A 21,338-nucleotide genomic window follows, 5' to 3' on the forward strand; every position below is an offset into this window, starting at 1 on the left:
AGCGCGCCAAGGGGGAAGCGGAACGATGAGCCAGGACGGCGCTCAGGACCGGTACGAGGGCCGTTCGGTCGGCGGTGGACGCTACCAGCTCCGTGATCTTCTGGGCGCCGGCGGCATGGCGTCCGTGCACCTCGCGTACGACAGCGTGCTGGACCGCGAGGTCGCGATCAAGACCCTGCACACCGAGCTGGGCCGCGAGCAGGCCTTCCGCGAGCGCTTCCGCCGCGAGGCCCAGTCCGTGGCCAAACTCACGCACACCAACATCGTCTCGGTGTTCGACTCCGGCGAGGACGAGCTCGACGGCGGCATGGTGCCGTACATCGTCATGGAGTACGTGGCGGGCCAGCCGCTCCGCTCCGACCTGGACAGCGACATCGCCCGGCACGGCGCGATGCCCACCGAGAAGGCGCTGAAGATCACCGCCGATGTGCTGGCCGCCCTTGAGGTCAGCCACGAGATGGGCCTGGTCCACCGGGACATCAAGCCCGGCAACGTCATGCTGAACAAGCGCGGCGTGGTCAAGGTCATGGACTTCGGCATCGCCCGCGCCATGCAGTCCGGCGTCACCTCGATGACGCAGACCGGCATGGTCGTCGGCACCCCGCAGTACCTCTCGCCCGAGCAGGCGCTGGGCCGCGGCGTGGACGCCCGCTCCGACCTGTACTCGGTCGGCATCATGCTCTTCGAGCTGCTGACCGGGCAGCTGCCCTTCGACGCGGACTCGCCGCTGGCCATCGCGTACGCGCACGTCCAGGAGGAGCCGCCGGTCCCCTCCAGCATCAACCGGTCGCTGCCGCCCGCCGTGGACGCGCTGGTCGCCCGCGCGCTGAAGAAGAACCCCAACGAGCGGTTCCCGACCGCCGAGGCGATGCGCGACGAGTGCCTGCGCGTCGCCGGGTCGGGCCAGTCCGGCGCGACGCCGCTCATCATCAGCGAGGGCCCGCGCGCCCGTACCAGCGGCTCCTCGGTGTCCTCCGCGGTCTTCCCGGCCGCCTCCGCGAACGCCGCGGGGCCGCACACCCCGGCGCCGCCGAGCGTCCAGACGCCGTACCAGCCGACGCAGCACGCGCCCCAGGCCGGGCCGCAGCTGGGCCCCGGCCCGGCGGCGACCGGCGGCCCCGGCTTCGGGCCCAGCGCGCCGTCCACGCCGCCGCCGGTCAACGCCTACCAGCCGCCGGCGCCGATCCCGAACCAGGGCCCGGCCCCGTTCAACAACAGCTTCCAGACCCCGCCGCCGTACGCCGGTCCCTCGACCCCCGCGCCCACGCCCGCGCCGGTCGGCCCCCGGCCCGGCCCCGGCGGCAACCGCTCCGGCGGCCGCGGCAACACCCCGGTGATCGTCGTCTCCGCCATCGTCGGTGTCGTCGTGGTCACCGCGATCGCCATCGGCATCGGCCTGAGCGGCGGCAGCGACAACACCCACACGCGCCGCACCAACCCGTACACCTACTCGCCGTCGCCGAGCTCCTCGGTCAAGAGCGAGGACCCCACGGCCACGATCTCCACCACGCGCTGCACCGACCCGACCAAGAGCTACAGCCAGGAGGGCAAGATCTTCCTGCCGTCCTTCTACGGCAAGAACCTCGACTCGGTGAAGAAGTGCATGGACGCGGCCGGCTGGTCGTACGACATCTCCGAGCGCAACAGCGCCCTCTACGGCAAGAACACCGTCGTCAGCCAGTCCCCGATCTCCCTGTGGGATCCGAAGGGCGGCGAGAAGATTCACCTGACCGTGTCCACGGGGCGGAGTTCTTAGGGGGCGGCGGGGCGTGTCGGACGACGCGGCCCGGACAGTGCGTGTCGCATGACGCGTCCTGAGTGAACGTGCCTGGACCTGAGTGAACGTGCCTGGAATGGACGCGTCCGGAATGAACGTGCCCGGAATGGACGCGCCCCGGCCGGACGGGTTCCGGTCGGGGCGCGTCATTCGGGTCCGGTGGGGAGCGTCGGCGGCTCCGTCGAGGTGCTTGAAGGTGAGGCGCTGAAGAGTGAGGCGCTTGAAGGTGAAGCGCTTGAAGGTGAAGCGCTTAGAGGTGAAGCGCTTAGAGGTGAAGCGCTTAGAGGTACGGACCGGAGCGGGCGCCGCCCTGGCCCGGCTTGGCCTGGTCCAGGTCCTCGGCCGGCATCGCACCGGGCGGCAGCGCGCGGCGCATCTGCTCCAACTGCGCGCGGGCCGCCATCTGCTGGGCGAACAGCGCGGTCTGGATGCCGTGGAACAGCCCTTCCAGCCAGCCGACCAACTGGGCCTGCGCGATCCGCAGTTCCGCGTCCGTCGGCACCGAGTCGTCGGTGAACGGCAGGGACAGCCGCTCCAGCTCCTCGACCAGCTCGGGCGCCAGCCCGTCCTCCAGTTCCTTGACCGAACTGGAGTGGATCTCCTTGAGGCGCACCCGGCTCGCCTCGTCCAGCGGCGCCGCCTTCACCTCTTCGAGAAGCTGCTTGATCATGCTGCCGATGCGCATGACCTTCGCGGGCTGTTCGACCATGTCCGTCACGGGAACCTCGCGGGACTCGTCGTCGCCGTCCCCGCCACCGGAGCCGGCACTGCCGAGAGCCATTCCGTCCGGGCCGACAACCAGGACGTGCGGGCTCTCCTGCGACCGTTCGTTCATCGGCATATCCATGCCGCCATTCTCTCGTACAGCTGACTAGGAACGGTTGTGCCCTGGGAGAAAGGTGATCCAACCTCCGGGTACGGACAAGCTTGCGACGGCGGCCGGTGACGGCGAGGACGCGGCCCAGTCATGAACGCCTCAGACGCAGCGCGATGAAGGCGAGCCCGAGGCCGGTCAGGGCCATGCCCGCGCCCAGCGGGAGGACCCGGTGGACGCCACTGCCCGGTTCCGTCTCGGCATACGGGGCCGGTGAGGCGGCGGAAGCGGCGCCGGGCACCGCACCGGGCGCGTAGCGGGACGGACCGTGCGACCGCGCGGCGGACGCCGTCGGCGCGGGGGCCTGGAGGGGCGGCAGCGGCACGTAGGGGCGATGGGCGAGGCGCCCGATCAGATCGCCCCGGCGGGTGGCCGCGGGGGCGGGAGAGGCCGTTCCAGGGCTCCGGGAGGCGGCTGCGGAGGACGGGGGGCGAGCCGCGTGGCCGTCCGGAGCGCCTGCGCCGGGCGAGGGGGCGTCCGGCGCGGAGGGACGCGCTCCTGGGGGCAGAACGGGGCGGGCCGCATTCGGGCCGGAACCGAGCAGGGGGGCGAGGGGGGTGGGGAGGAGGGGCGTGAGGCGGTTGAGGGGGTTCAGGGGATTGAGGGGGTTGGAGTGGTGGGGCTGAGTGAGGGGGGCTGAGGGGTCGGCGGGGGTGCGGGTGGATGTGGGGGAGGTCGGATCCGGCCCTGGCGCGGGCTCCGTACCGGGGGTCTGGTTACGGCCGGAGGTGTCACTGGTGGCGGATACGGGCTCCGCCGCTACGGATGCTGCTGCCACAGCTGCTGTGGCGGCTGAGGCTGCCCCGGTTGCCGCTGTGGCGGCTGACGCGGTCACGGTTGCTGCTGTGGCGGCTGACGCGGTCACGAGGGGGAACAGCAGCGCACCGGCCAGGAGAAGTCCGGGCACCAGGCGGAGGCGGAACCGGCGAAGCCGAGGGGGCCGGTGAAGCCGAAGGGACCGGCGAAGCCGAGGGGACCGGCGAAGCCGAGGGGACCGGCGAAGCCGAAGGAACCCATGGGCCCCGGGACGGCCGGGCTGAGGGAACCGACGGAACCGGCGGAACCGAAGGAACCGGCGCGGAGGGGGCCGGCGCTGCTCCGGCGTGACGGCCGTCAATTCCGGGTCTACGCGTTCCGGGTTCACGAAGTCCGGGTTCATGAGTTCCGGGTTCACGAGTTCCGGGTTCACGAGTTCCGAAGTCACGCCCATGACCTCCCGGGCCCGCGGAGTCGTCGCCTGATCTCCTCAGCGTCACACGGTAGGTGATCAGCGGCATCTCGGGCGTACCGGGCGTACGGCCGGGGGGTGACGCGGCGGTACCGGGCACCGGCACCACCGCGTCCCGCCTCCGAACGCCCCCGCTCAGACGGTCAGCACGACCTTGCCCACATGGCCGCTCGCGTCCACGACCCGGTGCGCCTCGGCGGCCTCCGCGATCGGCAGCGTACGGTCCACGATCGGCCGGACCTGACCGTTCTCGATCAGCGGCCAGACATGTTCGCGTACCGCCGCGACGATCGCCGCCTTCTCGGCCAGCGGGCGGCCGCGCAGCGAGGTGGCGGTGACGGCGCCGCGCTTGGTGAGCAGCGCACCGAGGTTCAACTCGCCCTTCGCGCCGCCCTGGAGACCGATGATCGCGAGGCGGCCGTTGGTGGCCAGCGCCTTGACGTTCGGGTCGAGGTACTTGGCGCCCATGATGTCCAGGATGACGTCCGCGCCCTTGCCGTCGGTGGCCTTGCGCACCTCTTCGACGAAGTCCTGGTCCCGGTAGTTGATGAGGATGTCGGCGCCCAGTTCGGCGCAGCGGGCCAGCTTCTCGGCGCTGCCCGCGGTGACCGCGACCCGGGCGCCGACGGCCTTGGCGAGCTGGATCGCCATCGTGCCGATGCCGCTGGAACCGCCGTGCACGAGCAGCGTCTCACCGGGCCGCAGATGCGCGATCATGAAGACGTTGGACCAAACGGTGCACGTCACCTCGGGCAGCGCCGCGGCGGCCGCCATGTCGAGGCCCTTGGGTACGGGCATCAGCTGACCCGCCGGGACGACGACCTGCTCCGCGTACCCGCCGCCCGCCAGCAGCGCGCACACCTCGTCGCCGACCGACCAGCCGCTGACCCCCGGGCCGAGGGCCTTGACGCGGCCGGCGCACTCCAGGCCGGGGTACGGGGGCGCGCCGGGCGGCGGATCGTAGAAACCCTGGCGCTGGAGGAGGTCGGCGCGGTTGACGGCCGTGGCCGCCACCTCGACCAGGACCTCCCCTTCGGACGGTTGCGGGTCGGGCACCTCCGCCCATACGAGGGCGTCGGGACCGCCGGGTTCGGGAATGGTGATCGCACGCATGGCCGCGAGGCTACTCCGCCACCTGCCAGGACGCTCTAGTCGTCGCGGCGCACCGGCGCCATCGGGGACACCCCCGCCCCGGGGATCATCGGCTTCACGCCGGGTTTGGTCGGGCCGTCCGGCTGTTCCGCCTGGGCGGCCCGGACGATGGTGATCACCCGGTCGGCGGCCTGCAACGGGCTGGCCGCCGGGTCGTCGTACCCGAGCAGCCGGTGACCGCGCAGTACGGAGACGATCAGGTCGTCGGTCTCCCGTACCGACTTGCCGACCTCGGACTTCACCACCGGGCGCTCGATCAGGTCCAGCCCGCTGCCCTGCTGGATCAGGTCCTCCAGGACCGTGCCGGCACTCGGGCTGTGCACCGACAGCCCCAGGAGGCGGCCGGCGGCGCTGGCCGAGGTGATCACCATGTCCGCGCCGGACTGGCGCAGCAGCGGCGCGTTCTCCTCCTCCCGTACGGCCGCGACGATGTTGGCCTTCTTGTTGAGCTGGCGGGCGGTGAGCGAGACGAGGACGGCCGTGTCGTCGCGCTGGGTGGCGATGACGACCTGGCGGGCACGCTGGATCTCGGCCCGTACGAGGACGTCGCTGCGGGTCGCGTCGCCGACCACGCCCGCGAAGCCCTCGGCCACCGCCGAGTCGATGACCTTGGGGCTCGGGTCGACGATGACGATGCGGTCGCGGGTCAGGCCCGTCGCCCGCAGGGTCTGGGCCGCGGACCGGCCCTTGGTACCGAAGCCGACGATGACGGTGTGGTCGCGCAAGGCGTTTCTCCAGCGGTTCAGTTGCCACTGCTCGCGGGTGCGTTCGGTGAGGACTTCGAGCGTGGTGCCGACCAGGATGATCAGGAAGAGGACCCGGAGGGGCGTGATGAGCAGGATGTTCAGCAGCCGTGCGCCGTCCCCGTACGGGACGATGTCGCCGTAACCCGTGGTGGAGAGCGTGACGGTGGCGTAGTAGACGCAGTCCAGGAAGTCGACGGAGCCGTTGGCGTTGTCGTGGTACTCGTCGCGGTCGACCCAGACGATGGCCACCGTCGCGACCAGCACGAGCAGCGCCATCAGGATCCGGCGCGCGACCTGGCGCAGCGGCGCCACCGGCGTGCGGCGCGGCAGCACGACGCGGTGACTGGACTCCTCGGGAACCTCACGCGCCGCGGCGTCGTGGGTGGGCAGTTTCACGCGGCGCCTCCGCCGGTCGGGTCGGTGGGGGCGGGTGAGCCGGTGGGGGCTGTGGGGGCTGCGGGGGTGGTTGAGGTGGTTGAGGTAGTTCCTGGTGTGGCTGAAGTGGTGGGTGCGTCGGCCGCAGGGGACGCACCGGCCGCAGGGGACGCACCACCCGGCCCGTCGAACGCGTCCGGAGCCCACCCCGACACCGCGTCCGCCGCCCCGTCGGCCGTCCACGGCAGGTCGAGAAGTTCGACCTCGTCACCGCGCACCGCGCCACCGGGCGGTACGACCGCCATCGCGTCGGCCGCCGCGATGCCGCGCAGCATGGCGGGCCCGCTGAAGCGCAGCGGTACGACCGCGCCGCCGTCGGCATCACCGTCCGCCTCGTCCGCCGCGCCGCCGTCCCGGAAGGCGACCGGTACCAGCCGCGTGTCGTGCGGGTGACCGGGTACGTCGGCGGTCAGCGGCGCCCGGTAGGAGGGCAGCCGGCGGCGGGCGGCGAGCGTACGCAGGGCCGGTTCCGCCAGGGTGAGCAGGCCCGAGACGGCGGCCAGCGGGTTGCCGGGCAGCCCGACCAGAAGGCGGGCGGGCGCACCGGCGCGCGGGGCGTCGGAGGGGCGCTCGGCGTTCGGGTCCGTGTGGTGGGGGAGGCGGGCGAGGAGCATGGGGTGCCCGGGGCGTACCGCGACGCCGTCCACCAGGATCTCCGCCCCCAGCCTGCGCAGCGTGGGGTGCACATGGTCGACGGGCCCGGCCGCCGTGCCCCCGGTGGTGATCACCAGATCGGCGTCCGAGGACGCGAGCGCCTCGTACAACACCTCGGCGTCGTCCCCGAGATGGCGGGGCGGCCCGGCGTCCGCGCCCAGCGCCCGCAGCCACGGCGTGATCATCGGTCCGAGCGCGTCCCGGATCCGGCCCTCGGCGGGCAGCCCGGCGCTCAGCAACTCGTCACCCAGCACGAGCACTTCGACGCGCGGCCGGGCGTACGCGGTCAGCGCGTCGTACCCCGCGGCGGCCGCCAGGCCCAGCACGGCCGGCGTCACCAGGGCGCCGGCCGGCAGAAGGTGCTCGCCGCGGCGGCACTCCTGGCCGCGCGGCCGGATGTCCTGTCCGGGCGGCACGGGGGCGGGCGCGTACAACTGCGCGGCCCCGTCGGACCGTCCGCGCACCTCGCCGTGTTCGCTGCGCAGTACGGCCGTGGCGCCGGGCGGGATGCGCGCGCCCGTGGCGATCGGCACGGCGTCCCCGTCGACGACGGCTTCGGACGGCTCGTGACCGGCCAGGATGCCGTGCTCGCGCTCGTCCGGACGGGTCCGGGCGGCGAGGTGCCAGGGGCCGGGTCCGGCGACCGCCCAGCCGTCCATCGCCGAGGTGTCGAAGGACGGCAGGTCGGTGAGCGCGGTCAGCGGCTCGGCGAGGGTACGCCCGAGCGCCGCGCTGCCGAGCGGACACACGACCGGGGGCAGCGGGCCGTACGGGGCACGGGCGGCGAGCCTGCGCGCCGTACGCCAGGGGGTCGGCGCGGGGTGGTCGTGGCGGGTGCGGCGGCCGTGGTGGGCGGGGGCGCCGGGGTGGGCGGGGTTGTCGCGCTGGTCGGGCTTGGTGTCGTGTGGGTTGGTGTCGTGTGGGTTGGGGTCGTCGCCGGGTCCGCCGGGCTTGGCGCTCGGGTCCGCTGTGGCGGGTGTGTCGTCCGAGCGTCGCGCTGAGGGGGGAGTGCGGGGCGCGGGGGGCGGCTCATGCGCCCCCGAGGCCGGGGCGGCCTCCCACGGTGTGTAGGGGCCCCGGCGCGTGTCGTCGTCCAGCCCCGTACCGGCCGTCGCCGCCTTACGGTCCCGACGTCCCCGGTCGGTCTCCCGGGTCGGCTCCTGCTCCTCGAAGATCCACGCGTAACCGTCGTCGAAGACCGGCGCGTAACGGTCGTCGGCCGGGCCGGGCGCCGGGCCGCGACGGGAGGCACACTCCGGGTCGCCTCCCGGTTCCGGCGCCCGCCCGCCACCCCGGTACGTGGACCGCCGCTCCCCGTAGCGCCGCTCCCCGTAGCGCCCCTCCTCGTACCGGCCGTCCGCATACCGGCCGTCCTCGTACCGGCCCCGCTCGCGTCGACCGCCCTCGTACAGGCCGCCCTCGTTCGGACCGTCCTCGTACGGACCGTCCGCATACTGGTCGCCTTCGTAGCGCCCACCCTCGTAGCGCGCGCCCTCGTACCGCCCCGGCATCTCGACCGGCCCTCCGTTGGCCAGCGCCAGCGCGTCGTCGAACTCCCCGTCCGTCATTCCGCCGGCTTCGCTTTCGGCTTGGCCTCGGGCGCGGCCTCCGGCGTGGCGTCGGCGTTCTCGGCGGACTCGGCCGCCCAGCGGTTGGCCAGCGCGGCCACCTTCGCCGCCAGTGCGGAAACGTCCCGGCCCTGCTGAGCGGCGGCGTAACCGACCAGGAACGTCGTCAGCGGCGCCGCCGGCCGGGCCACACCGTGCGCGGCGTCGCGCGCGAGGTCGAGGAGGGCCGCCGTGTCGACATCGAGTTCGATGCCCAGTTCGGCCTTGGCTGCGGTGATCCATTCGTCCAACACGGTTCCATGCTCCCTGATGCGGGCGCGTGCCGCGTCGATGTCCTCCCAGGTGTCGCAGTCGAAGGACGCCGTGGCCGTCGGGTCGGACACCGGACGCAGCGACAGCTGCTCCGACAGCGCCCGCAACGGCCGCCCGGCGAGCGTCCCGTGCCCGGCTCGTACGGCGTCCAGCGCACGCCGCAGCGGGGCCGCCCGGTACGCGGCGACCAGCGGCTGGTCCCGCCCCTCCGCGTCCCGGAGCAACGCGCCGTCGGCTCCGTCGGCCCCGTCCGCAGTGGCCGCCGCCAGCAGCGCCCGTACGGTCACGCCGGTCAGGAACGGCAGGTCGGCGGAGAGCACGAGCACCACCGGGGCCGTGGTGTGCCGCAGCCCGGCGTCCAGCGCGGCGAGCGGCCCGCCTCCGGGCGGGTCCTCGCGGGCGTACACGACCGGCCGCGCGGTGGGCCGCCGCGGCCCCACGACGACGGCGGTCGCGGCGTCCGCGCAGGCGTCGAGCACCCGGTCCAGCAACGGCCGGCCGCCGACGGACACCGCGGGCTTGTCCACCCCGCCGAGCCGCCGGGCAGCACCCCCGGCGGGCACGATGACGTCGTACGGCTGGCTGTCGTACGGCTGGGTGCCGTACGGGTGGGCGCCGTACGGGGACCGGTCGTGCACAAGAGGCTCACGCCCGCCCGGCTCGCGTCCGCCCGGCTCGCGCGCACCCCGCTCGTACTCGGTCTGCCCATGAGCGGTCTGGTCGTCGGTCACCCATCGAGTATCGCCGGGCCCGCCCCGATCACCGACCGGCCCCGCTCACACCGTGCGCGACCACGCCCGACTCACACCGTGCGCGACCACGCCCCGCTCACACCCTGTGCAAACGCCCCACTCACCCCCTGCCGCAACGACGCCCCACTCACACCGTGCGCAACAACACCGCCGGCCGCTCCACGCAGTCCGCGACGAACCGCAGGAACCCTCCGGCCGTCCCCCCGTCGCACACCCGGTGGTCGAAGGTGAGCGACAGCTGCACGACCTGGCGTACGGCCAACTCCCCTTCGTGCACCCACGGCTTCGCCGTTATTCGGCCCACGCCCAGCATCGCCGCTTCGGGGTGGTTGATGATCGGCGTGGAGCCGTCGACGCCGAAGACGCCGTAGTTGTTGAGGGTGAAGGTGCCGTGGGTCAGTTCGGCGAGAGCGAGCTGACCGGTCCGGGCGGCCTCGGTCAGCCGGGCCATCTCGGCGGTCAGCCCTTCGGCCGTACGGCGGTGTGCGTCCCGTACGACCGGGACCACCAGCCCGCGGTCGGTCTGCGCCGCGAAGCCCAGATGGACCGCCGGCAGCCGCACGATCTCGTTCGCCTCCACGTCGACAGTGGCGTTGAGCTGCGGATACCGCGCGAGCGCCGCCGTACAGACACGAGCCAGCAGCGCGAGCAGCGACACCTTGGGCCCGCCGGCGGCGTTCATCTCGCGGCGCGCGGCGAGCAGTTCGGTGGCGTCGGCGTCCACCCAGCACGTCGCGTCGGGGATCTCCTGGCGGCTGCGCCGGAACTTCTCCGCCGCGGCACCCCGCATCCCCCGCAGCGGTATCCGCTCGGCCTCCAGTGGAAGCCCCACGGCCCCCACCAGTCCACCTTCCGCACCGGCCGCACGCCCCGGCACGGTCCCGCTCCCTGGCACACCCACCGGTGCCCCCGCGCCGCCGGCCTCGACGCCGACCCGGGCCCCGGCCTCCGCCTGCACCGCGTCCCGGTCACGTACCGCCCGCTCGACATCCGTACGCAGGATCAGCCCCTTCGGACCCGAACCCCGTATCTCCCGCAGGTCCAGCCCGTGCTCCCGCGCCAGCCGTCGGACCAGCGGCGATATGACCGGTACCGGCCCGCCCGCCGCACCGCTCCGGCTCGCTTCTCCCCGGCCTTGGGCTTCGGCCGCTCCCAGTACCGCGCTCCCGGCCGGCCGGACCCGCCGCCGACGCCCCGTCGCAGCACTCGTCCCGTACCCGACCAGCACATTGCCCGACCCCTCGGCCGAGCCTCCGCCGGACTCGCCCGTCGCCCCCCGATCGCCCGTCTCACTCACCGCACCCGTCGCGCCCGTCCCCGCCCCGGGCGCGCCGTCCGCGGCCGTCTCCTGTCCGGGCGCTGCCACCGGCCCGACCGCCACCGTCAGCAGTGGCGCCCCCACCGGCAGTTCCGCCCCCTCGTCGCCGAAGCGCGCGGTGACCACGCCCCCGTACGGGCACGGCACGTCCACCAGGGCTTTCGCGGTCTCCACCTCGACCACCGGCTGGTCGACGGCGACGACCTCGCCGACCTCGACCAGCCACCGCACCACCGTCGCCTCGGTCAGGCCCTCACCGAGGTCGGGCAGCGTGAACTCACGGACCACGGCCATCAGTCACCGCTCCCCTCGGTCCAGTCCGACTCCCACTGGAGGCGGCCTACGGTGTCCAGGATCCGGTCGACGCCCGGCAGGTGGTGGCGTTCCAACATCGGCGGCGGATACGGGATGTCGAAGCCAGCGACCCGCAGCACCGGCGCCTCCAGGTGGTGGAAACAGCGCTCCGTGACGCGCGCGGCTATCTCTCCGCCGGGGCCGCCGAAGCCGCTGGACTCGTGCACGACGACCGCGCGGCCCGTGCGCCGTACCGAGGCGCAGACCGTCTCGTCGTCGAAGGGCAGCAGCGAGCGCAGGTCGAGGACCTCCAGGTCCCAGCCCTCCGCCGTGGCCGCTTCGGCCGCCTCCAGGCAGACCGGCAGCGACGGCCCGTACGTGATGAGCGTGGCGCTGCGGCCCGGCCTCCGGATCTCCGCGCGGCCCAGTTCGGCCACCGGCTCCGGGGCGTCGGGGGTCCAGTCGGCGCGCGACCAGTACAGCCGCTTGGGTTCCAGGAAGACCACCGGGTCGTCGGAGGCGATGGCCGCCCGCAGCAGCCCGTACGCGTCGGCGACCGTGGCCGGCGTGACGACCTGGAGCCCGGGGGTGGCGAGGTAGTACGCCTCGGAGGAGTCGCTGTGGTGCTCGACACCGCCGATCCCGCCGCCGTACGGGACGCGGATGGTCAGCGGCAGCGGCATCGCGCCCCGGGTGCGGTTGCGCATCCGGGAGACGTGGCTGATCAGCTGCTCGAAGCCGGGGTAGGCGAAGGCGTCGAACTGCATCTCCACGACCGGCCGCAGCCCGTACATGGCCATGCCGACCGCCGTACCGAGGATGCCCGCCTCGGCGAGCGGGGTGTCGCCGCAGCGCTCCTCGCCGAACTCCTTCACCAGGCCGTCGGTGATCCGGAAGACCCCGCCCAGCTCCCCCACGTCCTCGCCCATCACATGGACGGCCGGGTCAGCGGCCATCGCGTCGCGCAGTGCGCGGTTCAGCGCCTGCGCCATGGTGGCCGGTTTGCGTCCGGTTTCCGCCGCTGTCGCCGTCATGGCCGCTTCTCCCCTGCCGCGGCGTCCGCCGCACCACCGGCCGTGCCGTCACCGGCCGCCGTCTCCTGGTCCGCCGCTTCGGCCGCCAGCTCGGCCCGCAGCTGCGCCGCCTGCGCCCGCAACTGGCCGGTCTGTTCGGCGTAGACGTGCGTGAACAGCTCCATCGGGTCCAGGGCCGGGTCCTGGTTCATGCGCTCCCTGAGGTCGGCGGCCAGTTCCTCGGCGCCGTCCCGGGTCCGCCGTACGAAGTCGTCGGTGAGCAGGCCGCGCTCGGTCAGCTCGCGTTCCACCAGGGCTATCGGGTCGTGCTCCCGCCACTCCTCGACCTCGGCGTCGGTGCGGTAGCGGGTGGCGTCGTCGGCGTTGGTGTGCGCCTCCATGCGGTACGTGAGCGCCTCGACGAGCGTCGGTCCCCCGCCCCGGCGCGCCCGCTCCACCGCCTCGCCCAGCACCTCGTGCAGCGCGGGCGCGTCGTTGCCGTCCACCAGGCGGCCCGGCATGCCGTATCCGACCGCCTTGTGGGCGAGGGACGGCGCGGCGGACTGCTTGGCGAGCGGTACGGAGATCGCGAACCCGTTGTTCTGCACCAGGAAGACCACCGGGGCCTGCCACACCGCGGCGAAGTTCAGCGCCTCGTGGAAGTCGCCCTCGCTGGTGCCGCCGTCGCCCACCATGGCGAGCGCCACCACGTCGTCGCCCTTCAGGCGCGCGGCGTGCGCGAGGCCCACCGCGTGCGGGAGTTGGGTGGCGAGTGGTGTGCACAGGGGGGCGATGCGGTGCTCGTGCGGGTCGTATCCCGTGTGCCAGTCGCCCCGCAGGAGGGTGAGGGCCTGTACCGGGTCGAGGCCGCGGGCCACGGCGGCGAGGGTGTCGCGGTAGCTGGGGAAGAGCCAGTCCTGCTCCTTCAGCACCCGCGCGGCGGCGACCTGGCACGCCTCCTGGCCGGTGGAGGACGGGTAGACCGCCAGCCTGCCCTGCCGCGTCAGCGCCGTGGCCTGGGCGTTGTACCGGCGGCCGCGTACCAGCTGCTCGTACAGGTCCGTCAGCAGGCCGGCGTCGATCCGGCCGGCGGCGTCCGTGCCCAGCAGGCGGTACGGCTCCGCGTCGGGCAGGAGGGGCGTGGGGTCCACACGGGGGCGCCACGCGGGCGGCGGCGCGGGCCAGTAGCTCCCGCTCCTCCTGCTGCCGCGCTGCTCAAGAACCGTCATGACGAGCACCTCCTGGTCTTCGGAATGAGTGGCGCGGAGCGCCTGGCCGGGATCGACGGGGGACGACGGGCGGGTAGAAAACGAAGGGGCGGGCGGGTGGCCCGTCCCTACCGATTGTTCGGTCGCCAGCACATTTTGGCTACAGGCGGGCTCAGCCTGTGGACAATCGGTTCTCCACAGCCTGAGATGAGGACAGGGCGTCCATACAGGGGAGGCGAGGCGGTATGCCGGACGAACAGATGGCCAGTAACGGAGGGCACCGCCCCGCGCGCCCCTTGGACACCATCGACCGCGCGATCCTGAACATGCTGCAGAGCGACGGGCGGGCCTCGATACGTTCCGTGGCCGAGCGGGTACACGTCTCGCGCGCCAACGCCTACGCGCGCATCAACCGCTTAATCGACGACGGCGTGATCCGCGGCTTCAGCGCGCGCATCGACCAGGAACGGGCCGGGCAGGGCGCCTCCGCCTACGTCACGCTGAAGATCGTGCAGAACTCCTGGCGCACGGTCCGCGCCCAGCTCACCGCGCTCCCCGGGGCCTCGCACATCGCCCTGGTCAGCGGAGATTTCGATGTCCTGCTGCTGGTGCACACCAAGGACAACCAGGAGCTGCGGGAGCTGGTCCTCACCCGTATCCAGTCCATCCCGGAGGTGCTCAGCACCCGCACCCTGCTCGTCTTCGAAGAGACCGACCTGGGGGCCGAGCAGGGGTAGCGGCGGCTCACCCCCGTCGGCCGCCCTCAGGTCCGCAGCCCCGCGAACGCCGTCCGCACCACGGCGTCGGCGACCTCCTCGCTGCTCGCCGAGCCGCCCCGGCCCGGCCGGTACCACTCCACAATCGAGTTGATCATGCCGAAGAGCAGCCGGGTCGCCAGCCGCACGTCCACGTCCGCACGCAGGTCACCGTCGGCCGCGGCCTGCTTGAGCAGTTCGGTGACCTCACCGTCGAACTCCCGCCGGCGCTCCATGGCCCAGCGCTCCGTGTCCGTGTTGCCGCGCACCCGCAGCAGCAGCGTCACGTACGGCAGCTCCTCCATCAGCACTTCCGTCTCGCGCCTGGTCACGTACTCCAGGCGCTCGATGGCCCGCCCCGTACGCGCCCCGGGCTCCTGGAGGACCCCGAAGAGCCCGTCCAGCGCCCGGCTTATGGCGCGGTGCAGCAGTTCTTCCTTGCTGCGTACGTGGTGGTAGATCGAGGACTTGGAGATACCGGCCGCCCGGGAGAGGTGCTCCATGGAGGTGCCGTCGTACCCGCGCTCGTTGAACACCTCCACGGCGACCGACAGCAGCGAATCGGGCGTGTAGGTGTCGCGCTTGGCCATGGTCATGATTAGAGCATCCGGCCGTTCGGCTTCACACTGCGGCTCAGGGCCCAGGACGGTCCGTAACGCCCGTTCGCGTACTGGTGGTGCAAGGTCTCCAGCAGGTTCCACACCCAGTGCCGGCCGACCTGATCGGCCCACTCCGAGGGCCCGCCGGGGTAGTTCACGCCCAGCCGCATGGCCGTGTCGATGTCCTCGCGGCTCGCGACCCCGCGGGCCTCGGCGTCCGCGGCGAAATCCACGATCATCGCCACCGTACGGGCGACGATCAGGCCCGGAACGTCGTCGATGACGCTGACCTTCTTGCCGAGCGCCTGGAAGAGGCCCACCGCCTCCCGTACGTCCTGGTCGGACGCCTCCGCCCCGGGTGCGAGGGCGACACGGGTAGCGGCCCGGTAGTCCAGCGCCAGGTCGAAGCGGATCGTCGGTCCCGATCCGTCACCCGTGGCGGGATGGCCGTCCGTCAGCGCGAGACGGGCACCGCCCGGCAGCCGGATGCAGCCTTCGTACTCCCCCGGTGCGCGGTCCTCGGTGACCTTGATGCCGGCCTCTTCGATCAGCTCCCGGAGGGCGGCGGCGGGCCCGGCGAGCGGCATGTGGACCGTCACCGCGGCCGGTGCCGGGCACGGCTCCGCGGTGTGCGGCTGCCGGCCGGGAGCGCCGTCTGCGTAGTCGTACCAGCCCCGGCCCGTCTTGCGGCCCAGCAGCCCGGCCTCCACCAGGCGCCGCTGCGCCAGTGAGGGCGTGAACTTCGGGTCGCGGAAGAAGCCCTCCCACACCGAACGGGTGACGGCTTCGTTCACGTCCTGCCCGATGAGGTCCATCAGTTCGAACGGCCCCATACGGAAGCCGCAGGACTCGCGCAGCACGGCATCGATGGTGGCCGGGTCGGCGGCGCGCTCCTCGTACAGGCGCAGGGCCTCCGCGTAGAAGGGGCGGGCGATGCGGTTGACGATGAAGCCGGGGGTGTCGGCGCTGCGTACCGGGGTCTTGCCCCAGGCCGCGGCCGTCTCGTACGCGGTGTCGGCCGCCGAGGTGTCGGTGGCGAAGCCGCTGACGACCTCTACGAGGGGCAGCAGCGGCGCCGGGTTGAAGAAGTGCAGGCCGACGAAGCGGCCCGGCCGGCGGAGCGCGCCCGCGACGGCGGTGACGGACAAGGAGGAGGTGTTGGTGGCCAGCAGGCAGTGCTCGCCGACCACGTCCTCCAGGGCGCTGAACAGCTGCTGCTTCGCGCCGAGTTCTTCCACGACGGCCTCGATGACGAGCGCAGCGTCGGCAAGTTCGGGGAGCGCGGTGGCGGGCAGGAGGCGCGCGCGGGCCGCTGCGCGCTCCGCGGGTGCCAGTCTGCCCTTGTCCACCAGCCGGTCCAGTCGGCGCCCGATCGCCTCGGCGGCCTCGGCGGCCCGGCCCGGCACGGCGTCGTAGAGCCGGACAGGGTGGCCCGCGACCAGCGCGACCTGCGCGATTCCCTGGCCCATGGTGCCCGTGCCGACGACCGCGACGGTGCGTCCCGCTTCGATGGCTGTCATGACGGCTGATCCTCCCCGACGGAGTTGTCCACAGGTTCGCCGGACCCTCTTGCCCCGACCGATCGTTCGGTTACTCTAGCCCCGTCGCCGAAAGGGTGCCCAGCCCGGTCCTCGGACCTGGCGGCGCGGGGGAGTCACTTCCCGGCGCCGCGCCCGTCCCGCGAGGCGGGCGCCCCTGAAGCGGCAGGCCCCAGCCCCGCCCGACGAGGAGTTGGTCTTCGATGGCCGCCGAACTGACCGCAGCGCAGCTGCGCGAAAAGCACCGCCCGACGCTCGACCAGGCGCTGGAGGCGATCCGTACGCGTGCGTACTGGTCCCCGCACCCCGAGCACCCCAAGGCCTACGGGGAGAACGCCGCGGCGGACGGCCAGGCCGCCTTCGACGCCCTGCGCGGCAAGCGCTTCGAGCTGGAACAGCCCGGCACGGACGACTGGACGGGCGCCGAGGTCTCCCCGTACGGCATCGGGCTGAACATCAGCTATCCGCACCCGGACGCGGACGTGCTGCTGCCCGCGATGCGCGCGGCGATGCCCGCCTGGCGCGACGCCGGCCCGCAGACCAGGGCCCTGGTGTGCCTGGAGATCCTGGCGCGGATCAGCGCGCGTACCCATGAGTTCGCGCAGGCCGTGATGCACACCAGCGGCCAGGCGTTCATGATGGCGTTCCAGGCGGGCGGGCCGCACGCCCAGGACCGCGGCCTGGAGGCGGTCGCGTACGCCTACGCGGAGCAGGTCCGCACCCCGGACGAGGCCGCGTGGTCCAAGCCGCAGGGCAAGCGGGATCCGCTGGAGCTGACCAAGACCTTCAAGGCCGTCCCCCGCGGTGTCGCCCTCCTGGTCGGCTGCAACACCTTCCCGACGTGGAACGGCTACCCGGGCCTGTTCGCCTCCCTGGCCACCGGCAACGCGGTCCTGGTCAAGCCGCACCCGCGGGCCGTGCTGCCGCTCGCGCTCACCGTCCGGGTGGCGCGCGAGGTGCTGGCCGAGGCCGGGTTCTCCCCCGACCTGGTCGCCCTGGCCGTCGACCGGCCCGGTGAGGGCCTGGCCAAGACCCTCGCCGTGCGCCCCGAGGTGCGCATCATCGACTACACCGGCTCCACGGAGTTCGGCGACTGGCTGGAGGCCAACGCGCCCCAGGCGCGTGTCTACACGGAGAAGGCCGGCGTCAACACGGTCGTCATCGACTCGACGGACGACTACAAGGGCATGCTCGGCAACCTCGCCTTCTCCCTGTCCCTGTACAGCGGCCAGATGTGCACCACCCCGCAGAACCTCCTCATCCCCCGCGACGGCATCACCACGGACGTCGGCCCCAAGTCGTACGACGAGGTGGTCGGCGATCTCGCGACCGCCGTCGACAAGCTGCTGGGCGACGACGCACGGGCCAACGCCCTGCTGGGCGCGATCGTCAACCCACAGGTCAAGGAGCGCGTCGAGGCCGCCTCCGGGCTGGGTGAGGTGGCTCTGGCCTCCCGGGAGGTGGCCAACCCCGACTTCCCCGACGCCACGGTCCGTACGCCGGTGATGGTCAAGATGGACGGCGCGCGCAAGCTCTGGGAGGGCGCGGGCGCCGACGCCGCGTACCTCTCGGAGTGCTTCGGTCCCGTCTCCTTCGCGGTGGCCGTGGACTCCGCGGCGGACGCGGTGGACCTGCTGCGGCGCACGACCCGTGACAAGGGCGCCATGACCGTCGGCGCCTACACCACCTCCGAGGAGGTGGAGAAGCTGGTGGAGGAGGCGTGCCTGGAGGAGTGCGCGCAGCTCTCCCTCAACCTGACCGGCGGGGTGTACGTCAACCAGACCGCCGCCTTCTCCGACTTCCACGGCTCGGGCGGCAACCCGGCGGCGAACGCGGCGCTGTGCGACGGCGCTTTCGTGGCCGACCGCTTCCGGACGGTGGAGGTGCGCAGGCCCGTACAGGCGAGTTAGAAGACGTCAGGTCCGGCCGCTCCGGTCACCCCGGCCGCGGCGGCCGGGGCCGGGGTGCCGCGGGACATCCAGTGGAAGAGGCCCATGGCCACACTGGTGGCCAGGTTGAAGCTGGAGACCCGTGCCTGCATCGGCACCGCGACCAGCGCCGACGCCCGGTCCCGCAGTTCGTCCGAGATGCCCTGCCGCTCGGATCCGAAGGCCAGGATCGCGTGGTCGGGAAAGGTCACGGACCGGATGTCCGTGCCCTCCGGGTCGAGGGCATAGACCGGGCCCGGCGGCAGGTCCGGCAGCGTCACGCGCTCCACCGCGCTGGCGAAGTGCAGGCCGGCACTGCCCCGTACGGCGTTGGGGTGCCAGGGGTCGAGCGTGCCGGTGGTGACCACCCCGGTCGCGCCGAAACCGGCCGCCAGGCGGATGACGGCGCCGATGTTGCCCAGGTTGCGAGGGTTCTCCAGCAGGACGACGGGGGAGGGCCGCGGGGTCTCGCGGAGCCTGGCCAGGTTCGCCGCGGCGTCGGGGCGCGCCGCGAGGGCCGCGACACCTGTGGGGTGCACCTTCGGCAGGAGCGTGCGCAGCGCCGCCGCGGGCACCTGCTCCGCCAGGGCTTCGAGGTCGTCGGTCAGATCGTCGGCGAGTTCCTCGGCGAGCGCCAGCAGGGCGGCCTTGTCGCTGGTCAGTACGTGCCGTACGTCCCCGCCGAAGCGCAAGGCGTGCTTCAGCGCGTGGAAGCCGTCCAGGAGGACCGAGGCCGGGTCGCCGGCGCTCGCGCGCCAGCGCCGTACCGGATCGTCCGAGGTCCCGTTCTCGATCATTTCCCCACTATCTCAACTGCCCGACGGGCCGACATCCGCCGCACCCGTCCACGGCGGCACTCGCATGCGTCCCCGGGTGGCCGGACTCGGGCCCTCGGACCCGCCTCCCGGGTGCGCGGCGGCTTGGGCTCAGGACGTGCCGACAACCGCCCGGCGGTCCTGCTTCCCGTCTTCCGTACGCCGTGGGAGCACCCGGTCGCGTACGGAGGTGACCCGGGCGCCCAGCCACACCAGGAAGACCGTCGGCAGGAACACCGCGTCCGCCGTGATCATCGCGAGCGAGAAGAACGGCAGGCCGAGCAGGAACGCGATCGACAGGTGCTCGCAGATCATCGCGACCAGCAGCACGTTCTTCAGGCGGCGGTTGAAGAGGGTGAAGGGGAAGGCGACCTGGACGATCACCGTGCCGTAGGTGATCAGCATGATCATCAGGCCGTTGTCGGCGAGCACCCGGGACAGCTCCGGCCAGGGCGAGAAGTAGTCCAGGTGCATCGGGTAGTACACCGCGGTGCCGTCCTGCCAGCGCGTTCCCTGGATCTTGTACCAGCCGGCGGTGGCGTAGATCAGGCAGACCTCGACGACGATCACCAGCAGGGCGCCGTTGTGCACCAGCTTGCCGATCATGTCGAGGACGGTCCGCGGCTCCCCGGGCGCGTACCGCCGCGCCGCCCACCAGGCGCCGTGGGAGAGCCACAGCACCCAGAAGGTCAGGCCCCAGCCCACGTTCGGGAAGGGACCGGGACCGAACCAGGAGAGGCCGGCCAGGCCCAGGGCCTGCGTGACGGCGAGGGACAGCCCCAGGACCGCCCACAGGACGACGCCGGTGACGTCACGCTCCGGGCGGCCCTCGGAGAGCCGCGCCTGCCGCGCGGCGCGGCGGGCGTCCAGCGACCACACCTGCCCGCATCGGGTCAGCACCAGGTACATCGCCATCAGGTGGACGACGTTGTCGCCGCCGTCCCCGATGAAGATGCTGCGGTTCTGGAGCGAGAGCACGCCCACCATGAACAGCACCGACATGGTGCGGGTGCGCCAGCCGACCAGCAGCAGGGCGCTGACGACGATGGCGAGCCCGTAGACGAGCTCGAACCAGCCGCGGCTGTCGGTCCAGGTCAGGATGGAGAAGGCCTCGTTGCCGCCGAGGAGCCGGCGCGCCATGTCGCCGCTCCAGGGACCGTGCGGCCCGTACAGCTCCTGCCGGTTCGGCCACTCCCGCAGCAGGAAGAAGAGCCAGGTGGCCGCGAAGCCGATGCGGATGACGGCGGACTGGTACGGGGCGAAGGCGGTGCCCGTGACGCGCCGGAAGGCCTGCCCGAAGGCGCGCTCGATGCGCGTCTCACCGCTGCCGGGGGGCGGCGGGGCGGCCGGACCCGGTTGCGCGTGCGGGGTGACGGCGGGCCAGGTGGTGCGGGTGGAGGAGTCGGCTCGTTCCGCTTCCGCCGAGCACTGGGCGGGGACGGTCGGTGCGGGGGAGGCGATGCCGGTTCCGGTGGTCGTCTCCTGGGGGGCGGCTTCGGCCCCGGTGGTCGTCTGCCGAGAGGCGGCGTCGGCCTGGCCGGTCACTTTCTTTGTGGCCGTGGCTGCCTGGCCGGTCGCTTCCTGCGCGGTCGTGGCTGCCTGGCCGGTCGCTTCCTGCGCGGTCGTGGCTGCCTGGCCGGCCGCCTCCGGGGCACCGGTGCCCGCCGCGTCCCCTGCCGCCTGCGAAGGCGTCCTGTGCGCTGTCACTGGATCCTCGCTCCTTCAGGCAGGTCGGCTGCGGTGACCGGCCACCACGGCAGCTCGCGGTACCTGGGCTTGTCACTGATCTTCTCCGAGCTCCACGACGGCGGGCTGACGGCCGTCGTCATCGAGCGCACCTGCACCTGCTCGACCGCGCCGCGCGCCGTCCACTGCGCGCTCATGCGCTGCATCACGATCCGCCGTACGTACTGCTCGGCCAGCTCGCCCCGCATCCCGGAGGCGCGGTTCTGCGCGTCGTGGGTGTTCTGGAAGTACTCCCAGGCGCGGCGGAGTTCGTTCTGCTGGGTGTGGCTCGGTACGGGGTTGTGCAGCAGGGCCCGGCCGTCGACGGCGGACAGGTCGGTCCAGCCGGTGGTCAGGCGGTCACCGCCCGCGGTGCGCACCTGGGCCCGTACCTGCACCGCGATGTTCTGCTGCAGCGGGTTGGGCGCGAAGAGCTTCCAGTTCTGCTCGTACTCCGGGAACACGTAATCGTTGATCAGCTCGCCGTGCTGCTTGCTCAGCGTGTTCGGCGGCGCCACGTGCAGGAACATCATCGCCAGATGAATGGCGACGGCCAGTGTCACAGCGCCGGCCACGACGCTCACCACGACGCGTGACGGTAGCGAGAGCGCGGCTGGTGGCCGCGATTCGTCCCCGTATTGCTGCAT

Annotated in this window: 18 protein-coding genes; 3 read left to right on the forward strand and 15 right to left on the reverse strand. The window is 72.9% G+C overall.

What is annotated here, in order from left to right; genetic code table 11:
• Positions 1 to 25: 25 nt before the first annotated feature.
• Positions 26 to 1,756 (forward strand): protein kinase, encoded by a 1,731-nt coding sequence (locus AB0L45_RS05990; protein WP_365836589.1) that lies wholly within the window; start codon positions 26 to 28, stop codon positions 1,754 to 1,756.
• A 301-nt stretch (positions 1,757 to 2,057) separates the two neighbouring features.
• Here AB0L45_RS05990 and AB0L45_RS05995 read toward each other — a convergent pair whose 3' ends face one another.
• The 10 genes from AB0L45_RS05995 to pdhA form a co-directional block, all read right to left on the reverse strand.
• A complete protein-coding gene (locus AB0L45_RS05995; RefSeq protein ID WP_365836591.1) occupies positions 2,058 to 2,624 on the reverse strand; it encodes a bacterial proteasome activator family protein in 567 nt (188 codons plus the stop codon).
• A 118-nt stretch (positions 2,625 to 2,742) separates the two neighbouring features.
• On the reverse strand, positions 2,743 to 2,976 hold the full coding sequence (locus tag AB0L45_RS06000; RefSeq protein WP_365836593.1) for a hypothetical protein: 234 nt from the start codon (positions 2,974 to 2,976) through the stop codon (positions 2,743 to 2,745).
• A gap of 536 nt (positions 2,977 to 3,512) precedes the next feature.
• On the reverse strand, positions 3,513 to 3,668 hold the full coding sequence (locus AB0L45_RS06005; protein ID WP_365836595.1) for a hypothetical protein: 156 nt from the start codon (positions 3,666 to 3,668) through the stop codon (positions 3,513 to 3,515).
• A 346-nt stretch (positions 3,669 to 4,014) separates the two neighbouring features.
• Entirely contained in the window at positions 4,015 to 4,992 is a 978-nt protein-coding gene (locus tag AB0L45_RS06010) for an NAD(P)H-quinone oxidoreductase (RefSeq protein ID WP_365836597.1), read from the reverse strand.
• 35 nt (positions 4,993 to 5,027) lie between these two features.
• On the reverse strand, positions 5,028 to 6,173 hold the full coding sequence (locus tag AB0L45_RS06015; protein WP_365836599.1) for a potassium channel family protein: 1,146 nt from the start codon (positions 6,171 to 6,173) through the stop codon (positions 5,028 to 5,030).
• Entirely contained in the window at positions 6,170 to 8,434 is a 2,265-nt protein-coding gene (locus tag AB0L45_RS06020) for a molybdopterin molybdotransferase MoeA (RefSeq protein ID WP_365836601.1), read from the reverse strand. The genes AB0L45_RS06015 and AB0L45_RS06020 overlap by 4 nt, the downstream gene beginning before the upstream one ends.
• A complete protein-coding gene (locus AB0L45_RS06025) occupies positions 8,431 to 9,312 on the reverse strand; it encodes an NTP transferase domain-containing protein (RefSeq protein ID WP_365837043.1) in 882 nt (293 codons plus the stop codon). Before AB0L45_RS06025 ends, AB0L45_RS06020 begins: the two co-directional genes overlap by 4 nt.
• A 313-nt stretch (positions 9,313 to 9,625) precedes the next feature.
• Complete coding sequence (locus AB0L45_RS06030) at positions 9,626 to 11,110, reverse strand: dihydrolipoamide acetyltransferase family protein (protein ID WP_365836603.1); 1,485 nt, start codon at positions 11,108 to 11,110, stop codon at positions 9,626 to 9,628.
• The gene (locus tag AB0L45_RS06035) at positions 11,110 to 12,144 is read right to left on the reverse strand and encodes an alpha-ketoacid dehydrogenase subunit beta (RefSeq protein ID WP_365836605.1); all 1,035 of its coding nucleotides are present in this window, start codon (positions 12,142 to 12,144) and stop codon (positions 11,110 to 11,112) included. Before AB0L45_RS06035 ends, AB0L45_RS06030 begins: the two co-directional genes overlap by 1 nt.
• Positions 12,141 to 13,352 carry a pyruvate dehydrogenase (acetyl-transferring) E1 component subunit alpha gene (pdhA, locus tag AB0L45_RS06040; RefSeq protein ID WP_365836607.1) on the reverse strand — a complete coding sequence of 404 codons (1,212 nt, stop codon included), beginning with the start codon at positions 13,350 to 13,352 and terminating at the stop codon, positions 12,141 to 12,143. The genes AB0L45_RS06035 and pdhA overlap by 4 nt, the downstream gene beginning before the upstream one ends.
• Before the next feature lie 224 nt (positions 13,353 to 13,576).
• Here pdhA and AB0L45_RS06045 point away from each other — a divergent pair, with 224 nt between their 5' ends.
• Entirely contained in the window at positions 13,577 to 14,068 is a 492-nt protein-coding gene (locus AB0L45_RS06045) for an Lrp/AsnC family transcriptional regulator (protein ID WP_365836609.1), read from the forward strand.
• A 26-nt stretch (positions 14,069 to 14,094) separates the two neighbouring features.
• On the opposite strand, the gene AB0L45_RS06050 is transcribed toward AB0L45_RS06045, so the two are convergent.
• Together AB0L45_RS06050 and AB0L45_RS06055 are read right to left on the reverse strand one after the other, a co-directional pair.
• The gene (locus AB0L45_RS06050; protein ID WP_365836611.1) at positions 14,095 to 14,682 is read right to left on the reverse strand and encodes a TetR/AcrR family transcriptional regulator; all 588 of its coding nucleotides are present in this window, start codon (positions 14,680 to 14,682) and stop codon (positions 14,095 to 14,097) included.
• Positions 14,683 to 14,684: 2 nt separating this feature from the next.
• On the reverse strand, positions 14,685 to 16,205 hold the full coding sequence (locus tag AB0L45_RS06055) for a 3-hydroxyacyl-CoA dehydrogenase (RefSeq protein ID WP_365836613.1): 1,521 nt from the start codon (positions 16,203 to 16,205) through the stop codon (positions 14,685 to 14,687).
• Between the two features lie 221 nt (positions 16,206 to 16,426).
• On the opposite strand from AB0L45_RS06055, the gene paaN reads away from it, so the two are divergent.
• Complete coding sequence (paaN, locus tag AB0L45_RS06060) at positions 16,427 to 18,133, forward strand: phenylacetic acid degradation protein PaaN (RefSeq protein WP_365836615.1); 1,707 nt, start codon at positions 16,427 to 16,429, stop codon at positions 18,131 to 18,133.
• Here the strand turns inward: paaN and AB0L45_RS06065 are convergent.
• The 3 genes from AB0L45_RS06065 to AB0L45_RS06075 all read right to left on the reverse strand — a co-directional run bounded on the left by AB0L45_RS06065 (position 18,130) and on the right by AB0L45_RS06075 (position 21,338).
• Positions 18,130 to 18,948, reverse strand: a complete 819-nt coding sequence (locus AB0L45_RS06065) for a TrmH family RNA methyltransferase (RefSeq protein ID WP_365836617.1) — start codon at positions 18,946 to 18,948, stop codon at positions 18,130 to 18,132. The two genes, paaN and AB0L45_RS06065, sit on opposite strands and share 4 nt — an antisense overlap.
• Positions 18,949 to 19,077: 129 nt before the next feature.
• Positions 19,078 to 20,673 carry an HTTM domain-containing protein gene (locus AB0L45_RS06070; RefSeq protein ID WP_365836619.1) on the reverse strand — a complete coding sequence of 532 codons (1,596 nt, stop codon included), beginning with the start codon at positions 20,671 to 20,673 and terminating at the stop codon, positions 19,078 to 19,080.
• Positions 20,670 to 21,338, reverse strand: coding sequence for a DUF5819 family protein (locus tag AB0L45_RS06075; RefSeq protein WP_365836621.1), 669 nt, complete (start codon positions 21,336 to 21,338; stop codon positions 20,670 to 20,672). The genes AB0L45_RS06070 and AB0L45_RS06075 overlap by 4 nt, the downstream gene beginning before the upstream one ends.

The sequence above is a fragment of the Streptomyces sp. NPDC052496 genome, from assembly GCF_040679095.1.
In the GTDB taxonomy this organism is placed as follows: Bacteria; Actinomycetota; Actinomycetes; order Streptomycetales; family Streptomycetaceae; genus Streptomyces.

Bases quoted from the DNA above. Each gene is read 5' to 3' on its own strand.
- AB0L45_RS06020 (WP_365836601.1), bottom strand. From the start codon at position 8,434: ATGACGGACGGGGAGTTCGACGACGCGCTGGCGCTGGCCAACGGAGGG.
- AB0L45_RS05990 (WP_365836589.1), top strand. From the start codon at position 26: ATGAGCCAGGACGGCGCTCAGGACCGGTACGAGGGCCGTTCGGTCGGC.
- AB0L45_RS06050 (WP_365836611.1), bottom strand. From the start codon at position 14,682: ATGACCATGGCCAAGCGCGACACCTACACGCCCGATTCGCTGCTGTCG.
- AB0L45_RS06065 (WP_365836617.1), bottom strand. From the start codon at position 18,948: ATGATCGAGAACGGGACCTCGGACGATCCGGTACGGCGCTGGCGCGCG.
- AB0L45_RS05995 (WP_365836591.1), bottom strand. From the start codon at position 2,624: ATGGATATGCCGATGAACGAACGGTCGCAGGAGAGCCCGCACGTCCTG.
- AB0L45_RS06055 (WP_365836613.1), bottom strand. From the start codon at position 16,205: ATGACAGCCATCGAAGCGGGACGCACCGTCGCGGTCGTCGGCACGGGC.
- AB0L45_RS06005 (WP_365836595.1), bottom strand. From the start codon at position 3,668: ATGGGTTCCTTCGGCTTCGCCGGTCCCCTCGGCTTCGCCGGTCCCCTC.
- AB0L45_RS06035 (WP_365836605.1), bottom strand. From the start codon at position 12,144: ATGACGGCGACAGCGGCGGAAACCGGACGCAAACCGGCCACCATGGCG.
- pdhA (WP_365836607.1), bottom strand. From the start codon at position 13,352: ATGACGGTTCTTGAGCAGCGCGGCAGCAGGAGGAGCGGGAGCTACTGG.
- AB0L45_RS06010 (WP_365836597.1), bottom strand. From the start codon at position 4,992: ATGCGTGCGATCACCATTCCCGAACCCGGCGGTCCCGACGCCCTCGTA.
- paaN (WP_365836615.1), top strand. From the start codon at position 16,427: ATGGCCGCCGAACTGACCGCAGCGCAGCTGCGCGAAAAGCACCGCCCG.
- AB0L45_RS06030 (WP_365836603.1), bottom strand. From the start codon at position 11,110: ATGGCCGTGGTCCGTGAGTTCACGCTGCCCGACCTCGGTGAGGGCCTG.
- AB0L45_RS06075 (WP_365836621.1), bottom strand. From the start codon at position 21,338: ATGCAGCAATACGGGGACGAATCGCGGCCACCAGCCGCGCTCTCGCTA.
- AB0L45_RS06045 (WP_365836609.1), top strand. From the start codon at position 13,577: ATGCCGGACGAACAGATGGCCAGTAACGGAGGGCACCGCCCCGCGCGC.